The following is a 15,480-nucleotide window of genomic DNA, read 5'->3' on the forward strand; positions in this document are numbered from 1 at the left end:
GAATTAACCGAAAAAACTTCCTTTATTCTTGAAGGAATGTGAACTTCGGTTTAACTTTGGGACACCAAAAGAACAGTTAAAAATATTGCGAAAATGGTGTGAAATTTAGGGCTAATCTACTACAGCCCCTAAATTTTTATAATTTGATTACTCTTATTTACTTCTTTTAGTCCCTATTTTTTGTTCATTACACAGTATCCTACAACAAATTTCTTGCAAATCTCATTCAATTCTTTTTGCTTTACCTCTCTTCTATTCTTGCTATGATTTTTTTGTCTTTAGAAATGAACTATTTTCTAAATTTTGCATAGATATTTAAGGAGAATATTTATGGCGATAGGATTATCATCTGATACGATTCGGATCTTACAAGTTATTGCTAAAACAGGGAGTTTTAGTGAAGCTGCCAAAGTGTTACATCGGGTTCCATCAGCAATTGGATATACAGCAAAGAAGATGGAAGATGATCTTGGCATTAAGTTATTCTCTCGAACTAATGGACATATTCAACTTACCCCAGCAGCAAGATATATTTTAGAAAAGGGAGACTGGATTTTACAAGGATTAAATGAATTACAATGTAACGCCGCACAAATTGATAATGGCATAGAAAAACAGTTTACAATCGCCCTCAATTACATTGTTAATCCAAATCCAATTCCTAAACTTCTTTCCTCGCTTTCAGAAAAATTTCCAGCCACAGAATTTTCTATCCGTACCGAAGTTTATAACGGTGCTTGGGAGGCATTATATGAAAATAGAGCAAATATTGTGATTGGTGCTCCGCAGAATCCCCCATTTAATCAAGGAAATATCAGTACAGAATATTTAGGAGATATTGAATGGATATTCTTAGTCTCTCCTTGTCATCCTTTGGCAAAAGAAAACTCTATTTTACAAGCTTCTCAACTACGTCACTACCCTGCTATCGTTGTTCACGACTCATCTATAGCGTTACAGCAAAAGAAAACTTGGGCATTGAAAGGGCAAAAAGTTTTTTATGTGGCTGATTTAGAAATGGTACTTTCAATGATTGCTGAAGGGGTTGGTATAGGCTTTTTACCAGCACGAATAGCAATCCCTGCTTTAACCTCAGGCAAAGTGATAACAAAAGTCATTGCTGAGCATAAACAACCTGTGAGGGTTTACTACGCTTGGCAAAATCAACAACAAAGCCAAATTCTGAACCATCTATTAACCATATTCTGTACGGATGAATATCGTTCACAATGGTTAAATTAACTACAAATAAGGAGAAAAAATGAACGTTAAACTATTTACTGCCGCTGCCGAAGGCAATATTGAACAGCTTCGTTTACTACTTGAAAATGGTGCTGATATCAATGCAAGAGATAAAGGAAAACGAACCCCTATACTTATCGCAGCACAAAACAAGCAATATGATGCTGTGCGTTGGTTAGCGTCGAATGGAGCGGATATTAATACTCAAGATAACAAGTGTTTTAACCCTTTTATTCAGGGATGTATTCATAATGACTTAACGCTTGTCAAGCTTATGGTAGAACTAGGCTGTGATTTAACTTGTCTTACGCGATTCGGGGGAAATGGTTTAACCCCAGCGGCCGAAAAAGGACACGAAGAGATTGTACGTTTTCTGTTAGAAAATACGGATATTAATGTCAATCTGACAAATACTGTAGGTTGGACTGCTTTGATAGAAGCTATTATTTTGAATGATGGCGGTGAAAAAATGCAACGGATTGTTCGTTTATTATTAGACCATGATGCTGATCCAACTATGACTGATGAATGGGGGGTATCTCCTTTAGAACTCGCTTATCGTAAAGGCTATCACGAAATTGCGAAAATTATCGAAGAATATTTATAAATAAGGAGACGGCTATGCTACTACTTAATCAGTTAAAACCAAATACATACTTTGATTCCGTTACATTAATGGCAATTTCTACAAAAGTTAATCAATTAGAAGGGGTTATTCAAGCTCAAATTGCAATGGGCACACCAATGAATAAAGCAGTTTTAAAAGAAGCACATTTATTTGATAGTCAGTTAGAAAAAGCTGGGCCTTCAGACTTAATGATTGCATTGTCTTTGGAAAAGGGGGCTAGCGAACAGAAAATACTATCAGAAGTTGAAAAATTATTAATTAGAAAGCCTTTTGATGATACACAGGCAGAAAATGACATTTTTCATAGTATTAATTCGGTTAATGAAAAACACCCAGAAACAAATTTAGCCATTATTTCTGTAAATGGTCTTTATGCTGCAAGAGAAGCTGAAAAAGCTTTAAATCTAAATAAAAATGTTATGTTATTTTCTGATAATGTTTCTATAGAGCAAGAATTGAAATTAAAGCAATTAGCTCATCAAAAAGGTTTATTAATGATGGGACCAGATTGTGGTACAGCCATAATTAATGGCGTTGGTTTAGGCTTTGCGAATAAAGTTCGAGGTGGCAATATTGGTATTGTCGCAGCTTCAGGGACTGGAGCTCAAGAAATTTCAGTAAGAATACACGAATTTGGAGGTGGCATTTCCCAATTAATTGGAACAGGAGGAAGAGATCTTAGCGAAGATATTGGGGGCATTTTGATGTTAGATGGATTACAAATGCTTGCTGAAGATCCCAATACAGACATTATTATTGTCGTATCAAAACCGCCAGCACCTACAATCGCGAGAAAAATCTTATCCACTTGTGAACATATTAATAAACCTATTTTTATTTGGTTTTTAGGCTATAAAGAGGAAACTAAAGCTGCACCGCATATTCATATTTATTCTCATAGCAAACCAGCTGCAATGGCGGCGGTCATTGCCTCTGGTATTCCAGAAGAAAGTATCGATAAACACGCATTAAATTTACCTTTAATTAAAGAGGTACAAAAAAAACTTAACCCACAGCAACGCTACATTCGAGGTTTATTTTGTGGTGGAACCTTATGTGATGAAGCCCTATTTTCTGCTTTAGAAAAGTATCCTAACGTTTACTCGAATATTCAAACAAACCCAGCTTATAAATTACAAGCCAGTGATAAATCAATCGAACACACATTTATTGACTTTGGCGATGATTCTTTTACCAATGGTAAAGCACATCCAATGATTGATCCAAGCTATCGCATAGAACGAATTTTACAAGAGGGACGTGATCCAGAGGTTGGTGTTTTATTGCTTGATTTTGTTCTAGGCTTTGGTGCAAATCCTGATCCTATAGCAGAAACATTGCCTGCACTTCTACAAGTAAAAAGAGAAGCACAACAATCAGGACGGCATTTGGAAATCTTAGCTTATGTATTAGGAACTGAATTAGATCAGCCTTCTGTACAGAACCAGGTTGCACAACTTGAAGCGGCTGGCATTACTATCGCCTCTAGCTCAACTAACGCTGGTTTGTTAGCTAGGGAATTTGTAGCAAAAGGAGAATAATAATGAGTAACTTATTTAATCAACCATTAAATATTATCAATATAGGATTAGCACGTTTTGCTGAAGATTTAATAAAGCAATCAGCTAAGGTATATCAACTAGACTGGCAACCAGCAGGTGGGGGAAACTTACCATTAATTGAAACATTAACCCATTTAGAACAAATAGAAATTGCACAAAAAATAGATCTTGCAAATCAAGAAGCTTTTCAACGCATAACACAAGCAAGTCCCGTTTTAATTGGCTATGGAAAAGCCAAAGAGGTAATTCCTGGAATGCAAGACAAAATGCTTTTGCACGCAGGTCCTCCTATTAACTGGGAAAAAATGAATGGTCCTATGCGTGGTGCAATTACAGGTGCGATCGTCTTTGAAGGATGGGCTAAAAATCTTACTCAAGCTGAAGAGCTTGCTGCAAGTGGTGAAATAAAATTCTCACCTTGCCACGAACATCAAGCTGTTGGTTCAATGACAGGCGTAACTAGCCCATCAATGTATGTACATATTGTTGAAAATAAAACTCATGGTAATTTCGCATTTACTAATTTATCAGAGCAACTAGCGAAAATCTTAAGAATGGGGGCGAATGATCAAAGTGTTATTGATCGCTTAAACTGGATGCGAGATATTCTTGGTCCGATGTTGGCAGAGGCGATGACATTTTGTGATGATGGGATTGATTTACGACTTATGCTTTCTCAGGCTTTGCATATGGGAGATGAATGTCATAACCGTAATATCGCTGGTACAGTGCTATTAAATCAAAAACTCACCCCCTATATTTTAGAAACTCATTTTAGTAACAAAGATAAAAAAGACGTTTTTAATTTTATCGCGTCATCAGACTATTTTTCAGGCCCAACTTGGATGGTGTGTTGTAAAGCGGCATTAGATGCAGCTCAAGGCATTCCTTATTCAACAGTCCTGACAACAATGGCAAGAAATGGCACGGAATTTGGTATTCGTGTTGCAGGATTGCAAAATCAATGGTTTACAGGGCCAGCTCAACAAGTTATAGGCCCAATGTTTGCGGGGTACAAACCTGAAGATTCAGGTTTAGATGTTGGTGACTCTGCAATTACAGAAACCTATGGAATAGGTGGCTTTGCTATGGCTGCGGCTCCTGCGATTGTATCTTTAGTAGGTGGAACGGTTAAAGATGCTATACGTTATAGTAAAACAATGAATCAAATTACGATTGGAAACAATCCAAATATTACTATACCTTCACTCAATTTTATGGGGATACCTACGGGGATTGATATTAGAAAAGTGGTGGAAAATAACCTATTACCCGTCATTAATACGGCAATAGCCCATAAAGATGCTGGTATCGGAATGATTGGAGCTGGAATTGTTCATCCGCCAATGGAGGCATTTCAAAAAGCCTTATTTGCCTTTGGTCAAACTTACGCAAAATAAAGGAGAGACGATATGAAAACGCAATTTTGGAAAAAAGGAGATTGGGCTGCCTTTTTTGGCTTATTTAGTAATAATCTTACCAATCTTCTTACGATGATTGCTTTACTTACTTTAGTTGTAGGTATTCCTTCAGAAATTGTTTTCGGCCGCGTTGTTCCTGCATTTGGTTTAGCTGTTCTTTGTGCTAGTATTTGTTATGTTATTTTTGCAAAAATATTAGCAAAACAGAGCAATCGGTCTGATGTTGTTGCCTTACCTTCGGGACCTAGTGCCCCCTCTATATTTACTGTCACTTTCTTAGTCCTTTTACCTGTTTATCAACAAACTCAAGACTATGAACTAGCATTAAAAATTGGTTTAGTGTGGGGATTTGTCGAAGGATTTATTCTCTTTGTTGGATCATTTATGGGAGACTGGTTAAGAAAAGCCGTTCCAAGAACTGTCTTACTTTCTTGTTTAGCTGGGTTAGGTTTATTGCTATTAGCAATGAATCCTATGCTGCAAGCATTTCATACACCTCTTGTCTCATTCGTTGTACTCGTTTTGATTTTTATCAATTGGTTTGGACGTTCACCCATCTTCAAACAAGTTCCAACAGGGTTACTCTTATTAATTGTTGGCACAACTTTAGCTTGGCTTTTTGGATTACAAGATCCAAGCAAAATTGGACAAGCCCTACACAGTGCGGGATTTAATCCACCAAAACTGCATCTATCTTCTTTTATTGAGGGATTAAGTATCGCCGCACCTTACCTAGCTTCGGCAGTTCCTTTAGCACTGGCAAATTATGTCTTCGACTTAGAGAATATCGAAAGTGCTCACGCTGCTGGTGATCCTTACCCAACTAGACGCGTAATGATTGCCAATGGTTGCTCAACAATGTTTGGTGCATTAATGGGAAATCCTTTCCCTGTTACCGTTTATGTTGGACATACAGCTTATAAAGAAATGGGGGCGGGTATTGGATATACTTTAGCAACAGGTATTGTTATGTTCCTCGTCTGCCTATTAGGATTAGGAGGTTTTTTACTCTCACTTATCCCGATGGCAGCGATCGCTCCTATTTTGATTTTTATTGGTATTGTTACAGCTAATCAAGTAGTAAGGGAAACTCCGAAATTAGAAGTACCCGTGATTTTTGTATGTCTTTTTCCTTGGATTGGTGCTTGGGCATTGACAACCGTTAATAATACACTCAAAAGTGTTGGTACCAATGCTAATCAATTAGGTTGGTCAATCTTAGAAAAGAGCGGTGTAGATTTTACAGGATTATTTCATTTAGGTAGTGGGGCCCCCCTGTCATCTTTACTTTGGGGTTGTATTGCTATTTTTGCGATAACTAATCAACCAACAAAAGGTGCAATTAGTGCTGGTTTAGCTGCTATATTGGCATTTTTTGGTATTATCCATCAGGCCCACCCAGTTATTGGTGGTGATTCTCCTACGATATTCCTAATTTCCTATATAATGATTGCAGGATTATTTATTCTAAAATATCTATTAGATAGAAGAGAACAACCCATAGCAAATTAATTACTTTAACGTGATCTAATTGGTGAAAGAATTAGATCACGTATTTCACCCCACCTCCTTTATTTTCAATGCTATACTAAAAAAGAATTAGAAAAGGAGAACAGTATGCCCCTATCCCCCGATGTTTTAAAACTCATTCATACTATTGCGGAAACAGGAAATTTCTCCATTGCAGCAGAAAAATTATACAAAGTGCCTTCCGCAATTAGTTACACCATTAAAAAAGTTGAAGACGAACTCGGCGTTATTCTTTTTGATCGTTCAGGAAGGCAAGTCAAGCTTACTGAAGCGGGGAAATATTTTATTTACCATAGCCAATGGTTACTACATTCTTATGAACATTTAATCACACAGACTAGAACCATTGAAAATGGCGTTGAACGGACGTTTACTATTGTGGTAAACAATATTATTAACTACGATGCTCTTGCAAAATTAACCGAAAAAATAACCGCACTTTTTCCAGCAACAGAACTTTCAATCCATACCGAAGTTTATAACGGGTGTTGGGAAGCCTTATATAAGAAAAAAGCCGATCTTGTTATTGGAGCACCACATACAGCCCCCAAAATCGAAAATATCGTTTATCATCCAATTGGAAAAATAGAATGGGATTTTGTGGTAGCTCCTCATCACCCTCTTGCCCCATTCACAACGGTGCTGACTTCAGAACAATTACGTTTATATCCAGCTATCGTGGTAAAAGATACTGCTTTTAATATGAATAAGCAGGTTTCTTGGGCATTAGAAGGGCAGAAAGTGATTTACGTTTCCGAACTTTCAACGGCAATTAACCTTATTATTGCGGGATTAGGAATAGGATACATCCCTCATCATCGAGTAAAACTATTACTTGATCAAGGAAAAGTATTAAAAAAACCAATTTCAGAACAAAAACAACCTACACAATTATTTTATGCTTGGAATAGTAGTGTACAAGGAAAAGTATTAACTTGGTGTCTAGATTATATTATGCAACCTCATATACAAAACATTTGGTGCCAGTAATTTTTTAATTAATAAATTTTGAATTTATTATTCAATTCTTTTGAATCATAAAAATATCTTGTGATTTCGTTCACAAAATATTTTTTTACTGCCGTCATATCACGCTATTTTCAATAAATTTCCTTTTAATTCATCAATTTATTTTTCTATGATTAAGGAGGTTTTCTTTATATTATCCCTTCAAGAAAAATAAATTGTTATCAACAAAAGGAGATATTCATTATGTTAAAACAATTCCAAGCTGAACCTTTCCCACTATCCTTTAATCCTCAAACAACAGCATTATTAATGATCGATATGCAACGCGATTTTGTTGAGCCAGGTGGATTTGGAGAAGCCTTAGGTAATGATGTCAATCTCGTTCGTTCAGCAATTCAACCTTGTAAAAGGATGTTATCTGCCGCTCGTCAAGCTGGGATATTTATTCTCCACACTCGTGAAGGGCATCGTGCTGATTTAAGTGATTGTCCTCCAGCAAAATTAACACGGGGCGGGAAAACCTTTATTGGCGAATGTGGACCAAAAGGGCGTATTCTTATTCGTGGAGAAGAAGGACACGATATTATTCCTGAACTCTATCCTATTGCAGGAGAGCCGATCATAGATAAACCAGGGAAAGGTGCATTTTATCAAACCGATCTACACATAATCTTACAAAATCGTGGAATTAAAACACTTATTGTCTGTGGAGTAACCACCGAAGTTTGCGTAAACACGACGGTTCGCGAAGCAAATGATCGCGGTTATGAATGTATTATTCCTGAAGATTGTGTTGGCTCATATTTCCCTGAGTTTCAAGAATATGCACTGAAAATGATCAAAGCACAAGGGGCTATTTTCGGTTGGGTTTCAACATCAACAGAGATTATCAACGCATTAATGTCATAGGTGAAAAGATGGCTATCCAATATTCAATATTACCAAATCTTTACCAAGATTCCGTTTCTTTAATGCAAATTTCTGCCAAACTTTTACAAATAGAAGGAATTACGCAAGCTTCAGTAGTAATGGGGACACCCGCAAATTTGGCCCGTTTATTAGAAGCTGAATTTCCACCAATTAATGCAAAGCCCAATGACTTGATCATCGCAGTGAAAGGAAGGAAAGAGGAATGTGAAAAAGCAATTAATTTTGCAAAACAATCATTTTTTTCTTGCTCAGAACAAACAACGACAAATAGTGAAAAGACACAAATAGTAAGCCTGTCAAATGCGGTGGGAAAAAACACCGCACTTAATTTAGCACTTATTTCTGTACCCGGTGAATATGCTGCAGCTGAAGCGATTAAAGCCCTCAATACTGGATTAAACGTTATGCTTTTTAGCGATAATGTTTCTCTTCAAGAAGAAAAACAGATAAAAAGGCTTGCACAACAAAAAGACAGATTGGTTATGGGACCAGATTGTGGTACAGCAATAATCAATGGCATCCCGCTAGGTTTTGCCAATATTGTTCGTAAAGGTCATATTGGTATTGTTGCTGCCTCAGGCACTGGGCTACAAGAAGTCACCTGTGGTATTGATAAACTTGGCGAAGGAATATCTCAAGCAATAGGTACAGGAGGGCAAGATTTGCACCAAGAAATTGGTGGACTTTCGATGCAATATGCAATGAACTTATTAGCACGGGATAGCTATACAGAAGTCATAGTATTGATCTCTAAACCACCTGCATCAGATATTGCAAATGTAATAAAAAAACAAGCAGAACAGATAAACAAGCCTGTTGTGATCCATTTCTTAGGACAAAGCCCTGATGCTAATAGCGGGAGTAATCTTTATTATGCTGAAACCCTAGCACATACAGCAGAAGTTGCGGTTGCTTTGTTAAGAAAACAACGTATTCCCTCTTATATCCCACCTAGTTTTCCAACGTATCAATATTCCTTAAAAAGAGAGCAAAAATATTTACGTGGTGTTTTCTCTGGCGGTACATTTTGTTTTGAAGCTCAACAAATTCTGCATAAAGCTGGGTTACCTTTGTATTCCAATACACCTATTGATGAAGCAACGATGTTGAAAGAGATAAATAGAAGTACACAACATACATTATTAGATCTTGGTGATGATTTCTTTACTCAAGGAAAACCTCATCCAATGATTGATCCAACATTACGCAATCAACGCCTTTTACAAGAAGGTATGGATCCCGAAGTCGCGGTACTCCTTTTTGATCTCATTTTAGGCTATGGCTCAAATCTGAATCCAATGGAAACATTACTACCTATTCTTCAAAAAATTCGGCAACAGAACTCACCACCTTATCTCATTGCTCATATTTGTGGTACAGCTCAAGATGTCCAAGATAAATTCTTGATCCAAAAACAATTACAAGATATGGGCGTGCTTATTGCAAACAATAATGCAGAATCTGCTTATATGGCATTAGAAATCTTGCAAAGGAGAAATATCAATGAATAATCTTTTTCAGCAGCCTCTTTCAATCATTAATATTGGATTAGAAAACTTTGCACAAAATATTCAGCAAGCTGGGGGAACAGTTCAGCACTTACATTGGCAACCTCCAGCTCAGGGAGATAAGCAAGCTGGATTAACTTTAGCAACGTTGATTAATTGCTCAAAAATCAATCAAGCCAATCAAATTGCACTCTCTCGTTATTTAGCTTCACAGCCTGTTTTAGTCGATATTTTACCAGCGGGAAAAGCAATTCCGCAGTTAATAGAGAAAAAGCGTATCCTCCATGCAGGTCCCCCTATACAATGGAATGCGATGTGTGGTCCAATGCAAGGTGCAATTATCGGAGCGATTTTATTTGAGGGATGGGCTAACACAAAAGAAGCTGCTAAATCACTGATTGAACAAGGAGAAATTGTTTTTGAACCTTGCCATCACTATGACGCAGTTGCCCCAATGGCAGGAATTATTAGTCCTTCTATGCCTGTATGGGTTATCGAGGATATGGCACATAATCATCACCGCTGTTTTAGTAATTTTAATGAGGGATTGGGTAAAGTATTGCGTTTTGGTGCCAATAATCCAGACGTGATAACACGATTAAACTGGATGAAAACGGAGCTTGCCGAAACATTATCCGCCACACTTAAGTTAAGTGGTCCCATTGAGTTGAAACCTATAATGGCACAAGCTTTACATATGGGGGATGAAGTTCATAATCGTAATGCTGCAGCAACAGGATTATTTCTTAAAAAAATCCTACCGTTCTTACTTAAAATTAACCAACCTTTAGAGCACATTGAACGTGCTATCCAATTTATCACTAATAATGATCATTTTTTCCTCAACTTATCAATGGCAGCTTGTAAAACAATGTTGGTAGCAGCAGAAGGCATACCTCACAGCACAATGGTAACCGTAATGGCAAGAAATGGTGTTAATTTTGGTATCCAAATTTCGTCAATGAAGGGACAATGGTTTCAAGCTCCAGCAAATTCAGTCAATGGATTATTTTTCCCTAATTTTGATATAAACGATGCTGCCGCAGATCTTGGTGATAGTGCAATAACCGAAACTGCAGGCGTAGGAGGCTTTGCAATGGCATCCTCCCCAGCTATTGTCAAATTTGTAGGAGGAAGCACAAATGACGCACTTAATAATAGTGTGATGATGCAAAGCATTAGCTTAGGGCAAAATCCCGCATTTACCTTACCAACATTAAACTTCATACCAACCGCAGCAGGTATTGACATTCGAAAAGTGGTAGATACGGGAATTCTACCTATTATAAATACAGGCATTGCACACAAATTAGCAGGTATAGGGCAAATCGGTGCTGGAATTACAACTGCACCAATGCAATGTTTCACCCAAGCTTTAAATGCGTTTTATCAAAACTACTCTACTGATAGTGAATAAGGAGGTCAAAATGTGTGAACAAATTTTATTTGCAGTAAATGGAACATTAATGCGAGGGTTAGAGCTTAATCATAATTTACTTAATGTTGGAGCTCAATTTATACGTGAAGATAAAACTGATGAATACTATCGTTTATGGTCAATCAACGATATTCATCCAGCAATGCAAAGAACAACTCAAAAAGCTTATGCTGTTGAGCTTGAAATTTGGGCAATAAATCCAACCGCACTTGCTACTATTCTATTAAATGAGCCAAATGGATTAACCATAGGCAAAGTACACTTAGCTAATGGGGATCAAGTGTTAGGTGTTTTAGGTGAGAATTGGCTTACCCAAGGACAAATCGAGATTAGCCATATGGGAGGTTGGCGTTATTATCAGAATCAACATAAGGAGAAACACAATGGCTAACAAAAAGTGTTCTAATCCCACATCTTATGCCTCAGCTATTCAAGTCGCAATGATTTTGCTGGGAATTCTAATTACGCCTGTATTATTAGCTTCTTCAAGTCTAGGGAGCCAACTCCCTTTTTCTAAAATGCTATTTGCTATTATTGTAGGAAGTTCAATATTAACATTGCTCGCAACAATCAATATGTCAATAGGTGTTAAAGCTCGCTTGCCCACTTACGGAATTATTAAATTTACTTTCGGTTCTCAAGGTGCGACTGCGATCAATATGTTAATGGCAATCAGTTTATTAGGTTGGATTATTGTTACGGCTAATATGTTTGGACATACCGTACAAGATTTTCTATTTACTCAATTTAATTTATATGTTCCTTTACCTATAATTGTTGTGTTTGGTTGTTTCATTTTCGTGAGTGCAACTACATTTGGTTTTGATTTTCTTAGCAAAGTTGCTCAATGGGCTGTTCCAATTATAGCTATGCTAATGTTTTTTATTCTATATCTTACTTTAAAAAGCAAGTTTTCTATAAATACAGCACTACACACAATGAATATTGGTGCAGCAATTTCTTCTGTTGTAGGAACAATTATTGTTTTAGTTACTACTTCTGTTGATTTTGGTAGTTTTACGCAAAATAAAAAACAAGCTATTACTGCTGGTATTTTAACCTTTAGTATTGCTTATCCTTTCCTTTTTATCATTGGTGCAACACCAAGTTCATTAACAGGAAAAAATACATTACTTGATGCAATGCTAATTATTGGTAGTTTATTACCAGCTTATATTGTACTTATATTTGCTTGCATAACAGGAAATGCTGGGAATATGTTTCAAGGAACATTAGTTTTTTCTACACTGTTCCCTCAGTTGAAAAAATGGAAAATTACAATTGTATTAGGTATCATTACCGCATTGATTGGTAGTATAGATATAATGGCTTTATTTATTCCATTTTTATTATTTCTTGGTATAACAACGCCTCCTATTTGTGGAATTTATATTACAGACTACTTTATAAATAGGAAAATGGGCTATGATGAGAATAGTATTAAAAACGAAGCGAAAGTTAAATATCCTGCATTTTTTGCTTGGCTTATTGGATCCCTAATAGGGTTTCTCACCGTAAAAGGCTTTTTTACATTAACTTTTATTCCATCTATTGATTCTATTTTGATGGCTTCACTATGTTATTTGTTACTCACAAAATATTCTAAAATATAATAATCAAAAGGTTTCGTAATGAAACCTTTTATATTTTATGAAAAAGATCTCTGTTATTAATATAATCAAAAATACCATATAATAGATCAATACCGGAAGAGGAACCAAAACTCATCATATTATTAATATACTCTCTATTTTCTATTTCTCTCATTAAGTCTAAAATCTCCTGTTTAAATAATCTACGGCTAGCATTTTCAATATAATTTGCACTAATCTCATTTGTACAATATTTAGCTAAGATTGCTATTTCTTCAAATGGCTTAAAAATTCCTTTATTTTCAGCATAATATGCTGCCATATAGCCAACAATATAATCATCTCCACTGGGCGTAAGTCCTCGCCCTAATCCCAACATTTCTTTGAGTTTTGCAGTTTTTCTTCTTTGTTGAAAAACAACTTCAAACATATCTTGAGGTCTTATAATTTCCTCTAAAAAAGTTGAGATGTTTTTTGCTGTTAATAGGTTATTTTGAGGAAATAGCGTACAATCAAATTCTTCTACAGAAAAATAAGGAATAAAAAGCGTGTTAGAAATATTATTTTTTATAGATAAGAATAATTCATTCTCTAATATTAAACTATAAGGTGCGGGCTTTATTTTTTGATTCATTATGGCATAAATTTTATTACCTTTTTTCAAATTAACCACTTGTTCGAAAACACTAATAACCTTATATGTACAATTTAATTCAAAATTTTTGTCTTTATAGTTCATATTTTTTCTCTGGAATTTGCATTAAATATAAGTATATTATTATGTTATTAAATAAATTAAAAGAAAAATCGTAGTTAAACATAGAAGGAGGAAAAAATGAAACCTAAAATTGTTATCGCCTTAGGCGGGAATGCCCTATTAAAACGAGGGCAAAATATTTCTTATAAAAATCAGCTAGACAATATAAAAATAGCAGCGAGAGTCATTGGAAAATTAGCACAAAAATACCAAATTGCTATTGTACATGGTAATGGTCCTCAAGTGGGCTTACTATCTCTACAAAATGAATCTTTCCAAGAAGAATCAAATTTCCCATTAAATAATTTAGTTGCTCAAACACAAGGAATGATTGCAACAGTTTTAACTCAAGAATTGCGTAAAATTGTTAGTGAACCTATTCTATCTTTTCTTACTCATGTTGAAGTAAAACAAAATGATTTTGCATTTTTAGAACCAACAAAATTTATTGGTGCTGTTTATTCACATCAAGAAGGAAACAAATTAGCGAGTAAATATGGTTGGAAACTCAAACAAGATGGGCAATATTATCGCCGCGTTGTAGCATCCCCCCAACCAATGTCAATCATAGAACATCAAGCTATAGAACTTGCATTAAAAAATGGTTATCTTGTTATTTGTTGCGGTGGTGGAGGCATTCCAGTAACAAAACAAGAAGGCTCATTAACAAATATAGACTGCGTTATTGATAAAGATTCGACAGCAGCTCTATTAGCCCAACAAATTCAAGCAGATTATTTTATAATTCTTACTGATGGTGATGGAATTTATTTAAACTGGGGAAAAGAAAACCAACAGAAACTCGATCACATCACTATCGAGGAACTTTCAAACTATAAATTTGATAAAGGCTCAATGCAACCTAAAGTTGATGCAATTATCCGTTATCTTTCCCATCGTAGACAAGGTATAGGCATTATTGCAGATTTACATTTAGCACTAGAAGCGATTAAAGGGCAAGCTGGAACAAGAATTACTGCTAGATAAACTTAATGAGGGGCAATAAAAAGAAAGATATTGCTCCATTTTCCTCTTTTCCCTCTTTCCTCTAGCAATTACACCTTATACCCCCTAAAATACGCAACATTAATTGATGGCTCACCACCTGTGCATCATTCGGAGTTTCTTTTAAAGTAGCAAATAAATATAGACTCGCTCGCATTGTTGTTTCCTATATTAATTATTTAAGACAAAAATTGGCGTTAGTTTATCATTGAGTAGGGTTCACTCAAAGAAGAAAGGGCTATTTGTGCCAATATTTTGTAGAAAGCCTTGGAAAGCATAAATAAAGAAAGGGGCAGTAAATTCTGTGTCTTAGTAAAACTCGTTTTCGCCCGAGCCTACTAAATCGGCAAATTCTTCACTTTGAAAGCCGTGTGAAAGCATATAGCGCCAGATTTTTTGTTTCATTTTGAAATCTCGCTCTTGCGCATAATGGGGGAATTTTTTGCGTAACACGGAATGCGCAATCTCAAACCAATCAATGTCCATTTCTGCTAATACATCTTCCACGATCTCTGAAGAAATGCCTTTGAGTTGAAAAAGCTCTTGTTTAATTCGATTTAGTCCATAGCCTTTTTGTGATCGGTAATGTAAATAGTTTTCTGTAAAACGGCGATCACTTTGCCAATTTTTTTCCTGACAAATCGCTAAAGCCTGTTCAATTTCAGCTTCTGTGAAGGCTTTTTCTTGCATTTTGCAACGCAATTCATATTCACTATATTCGCGGCGAGAGAGCAAGTTCACCACATAATTTAAGGGGCTGTAGTAGATTAGCAACAATGCTATACTACAAAAATGAAGATAACATATTGTAAATTAAAGAAATCCATACAGAAAAAACTGCTTGAGTTTTTTGTCGCAGAAGTTACTGCAAGAACAGCAGTAAATTTGCTAGATATTC

At 35.9% G+C, this 15,480-nt stretch carries 14 protein-coding genes and 2 pseudogenes; 14 read left to right on the forward strand and 2 right to left on the reverse strand.

The genetic code is table 11. From position 1 onward, the window contains the following. Window positions 1-10: 10 nt before the first annotated feature. The 12 genes and pseudogenes from P375_RS12360 to P375_RS00580 all read left to right on the forward strand — a co-directional run. Window positions 11-109 (forward strand): annotated as a pseudogene (locus P375_RS12360) (IS1595 family transposase); the annotation flags it as partial. A 221-nt stretch (window positions 110-330) separates the two neighbouring features. Continuing rightward, entirely contained in the window at window positions 331-1,242 is a 912-nt protein-coding gene (locus tag P375_RS00530; protein WP_052121764.1) for a LysR substrate-binding domain-containing protein, read from the forward strand. Between the two features lie 19 nt (window positions 1,243-1,261). Continuing rightward, window positions 1,262-1,849, forward strand: a complete 588-nt coding sequence (locus P375_RS00535; RefSeq protein WP_017805451.1) for an ankyrin repeat domain-containing protein — start codon at window positions 1,262-1,264, stop codon at window positions 1,847-1,849. 14 nt (window positions 1,850-1,863) lie between these two features. Next, window positions 1,864-3,411 carry an acyl-CoA synthetase FdrA gene (fdrA, locus tag P375_RS00540; RefSeq protein WP_039133135.1) on the forward strand — a complete coding sequence of 516 codons (1,548 nt, stop codon included), beginning with the start codon at window positions 1,864-1,866 and terminating at the stop codon, window positions 3,409-3,411. Window positions 3,412-3,413: 2 nt separating this feature from the next. Further along, window positions 3,414-4,832: a DUF1116 domain-containing protein gene (locus tag P375_RS00545; RefSeq protein ID WP_039096645.1), complete on the forward strand. Its 1,419-nt coding sequence runs from the start codon at window positions 3,414-3,416 to the stop codon at window positions 4,830-4,832. Between the two features lie 12 nt (window positions 4,833-4,844). Next, the gene (locus P375_RS00550) at window positions 4,845-6,365 is read left to right on the forward strand and encodes a xanthine permease (protein WP_035687892.1); all 1,521 of its coding nucleotides are present in this window, start codon (window positions 4,845-4,847) and stop codon (window positions 6,363-6,365) included. A 105-nt stretch (window positions 6,366-6,470) separates the two neighbouring features. Next, window positions 6,471-7,373, forward strand: coding sequence for a LysR substrate-binding domain-containing protein (locus P375_RS00555; RefSeq protein WP_035687890.1), 903 nt, complete (start codon window positions 6,471-6,473; stop codon window positions 7,371-7,373). Between the two features lie 222 nt (window positions 7,374-7,595). Next, a complete protein-coding gene (locus tag P375_RS00560; RefSeq protein WP_039133141.1) occupies window positions 7,596-8,261 on the forward strand; it encodes a cysteine hydrolase family protein in 666 nt (221 codons plus the stop codon). Window positions 8,262-8,269: 8 nt separating this feature from the next. Further along, entirely contained in the window at window positions 8,270-9,793 is a 1,524-nt protein-coding gene (gene fdrA, locus P375_RS00565) for an acyl-CoA synthetase FdrA (protein WP_039133144.1), read from the forward strand. Further along, window positions 9,786-11,207, forward strand: a complete 1,422-nt coding sequence (locus tag P375_RS00570; RefSeq protein WP_039096641.1) for a DUF1116 domain-containing protein — start codon at window positions 9,786-9,788, stop codon at window positions 11,205-11,207. Before fdrA (P375_RS00565) ends, P375_RS00570 begins: the two co-directional genes overlap by 8 nt. 10 nt (window positions 11,208-11,217) lie before the next feature. Further along, on the forward strand, window positions 11,218-11,619 hold the full coding sequence (locus P375_RS00575) for an allophanate hydrolase-related protein (protein ID WP_035687879.1): 402 nt from the start codon (window positions 11,218-11,220) through the stop codon (window positions 11,617-11,619). Further along, on the forward strand, window positions 11,612-12,841 hold the full coding sequence (locus P375_RS00580) for a cytosine permease (protein WP_039133146.1): 1,230 nt from the start codon (window positions 11,612-11,614) through the stop codon (window positions 12,839-12,841). The genes P375_RS00575 and P375_RS00580 overlap by 8 nt, the downstream gene beginning before the upstream one ends. Before the next feature lie 28 nt (window positions 12,842-12,869). Here the strand turns inward: P375_RS00580 and P375_RS00585 are convergent, their stop codons facing one another. Beyond that, on the reverse strand, window positions 12,870-13,559 hold the full coding sequence (locus tag P375_RS00585; protein ID WP_039096637.1) for a DUF2877 domain-containing protein: 690 nt from the start codon (window positions 13,557-13,559) through the stop codon (window positions 12,870-12,872). Window positions 13,560-13,655: 96 nt separating this feature from the next. On the opposite strand from P375_RS00585, the gene P375_RS00590 reads away from it, so the two are divergent. After that, window positions 13,656-14,564, forward strand: a complete 909-nt coding sequence (locus P375_RS00590) for a carbamate kinase (RefSeq protein ID WP_039096636.1) — start codon at window positions 13,656-13,658, stop codon at window positions 14,562-14,564. Between the two features lie 327 nt (window positions 14,565-14,891). On the opposite strand, the gene recX is transcribed toward P375_RS00590, so the two are convergent. Next, window positions 14,892-15,350, reverse strand: coding sequence for a recombination regulator RecX (gene recX, locus P375_RS00595; RefSeq protein WP_039096646.1), 459 nt, complete (start codon window positions 15,348-15,350; stop codon window positions 14,892-14,894). 24 nt (window positions 15,351-15,374) lie between these two features. Between recX and P375_RS12365 the strand changes: the two are divergent. Then, a pseudogene (locus P375_RS12365) lies at window positions 15,375-15,480 on the forward strand (IS1595 family transposase); the annotation flags it as partial.

It is taken from the genome of Gallibacterium genomosp. 2, from assembly GCF_000771895.1.
Lineage (GTDB): Bacteria > Pseudomonadota > Gammaproteobacteria > Enterobacterales > Pasteurellaceae > Gallibacterium.

What these genes read in the sequence shown, in the direction of transcription:
- P375_RS00550 (WP_035687892.1), top strand. Translation starts at nt 4,845, where the DNA reads ATGAAAACGCAATTTTGGAAAAAAGGAGATTGGGCTGCCTTTTTTGGC.
- P375_RS00585 (WP_039096637.1), bottom strand. Translation starts at nt 13,559, where the DNA reads ATGAACTATAAAGACAAAAATTTTGAATTAAATTGTACATATAAGGTT.
- P375_RS00580 (WP_039133146.1), top strand. Translation starts at nt 11,612, where the DNA reads ATGGCTAACAAAAAGTGTTCTAATCCCACATCTTATGCCTCAGCTATT.
- P375_RS00535 (WP_017805451.1), top strand. Translation starts at nt 1,262, where the DNA reads ATGAACGTTAAACTATTTACTGCCGCTGCCGAAGGCAATATTGAACAG.
- fdrA (WP_039133144.1), top strand. Translation starts at nt 8,270, where the DNA reads ATGGCTATCCAATATTCAATATTACCAAATCTTTACCAAGATTCCGTT.
- P375_RS00590 (WP_039096636.1), top strand. Translation starts at nt 13,656, where the DNA reads ATGAAACCTAAAATTGTTATCGCCTTAGGCGGGAATGCCCTATTAAAA.
- P375_RS00560 (WP_039133141.1), top strand. Translation starts at nt 7,596, where the DNA reads ATGTTAAAACAATTCCAAGCTGAACCTTTCCCACTATCCTTTAATCCT.
- fdrA (WP_039133135.1), top strand. Translation starts at nt 1,864, where the DNA reads ATGCTACTACTTAATCAGTTAAAACCAAATACATACTTTGATTCCGTT.
- P375_RS00545 (WP_039096645.1), top strand. Translation starts at nt 3,414, where the DNA reads ATGAGTAACTTATTTAATCAACCATTAAATATTATCAATATAGGATTA.
- P375_RS00530 (WP_052121764.1), top strand. Translation starts at nt 331, where the DNA reads ATGGCGATAGGATTATCATCTGATACGATTCGGATCTTACAAGTTATT.
- P375_RS00570 (WP_039096641.1), top strand. Translation starts at nt 9,786, where the DNA reads ATGAATAATCTTTTTCAGCAGCCTCTTTCAATCATTAATATTGGATTA.
- P375_RS00575 (WP_035687879.1), top strand. Translation starts at nt 11,218, where the DNA reads ATGTGTGAACAAATTTTATTTGCAGTAAATGGAACATTAATGCGAGGG.
- P375_RS00555 (WP_035687890.1), top strand. Translation starts at nt 6,471, where the DNA reads ATGCCCCTATCCCCCGATGTTTTAAAACTCATTCATACTATTGCGGAA.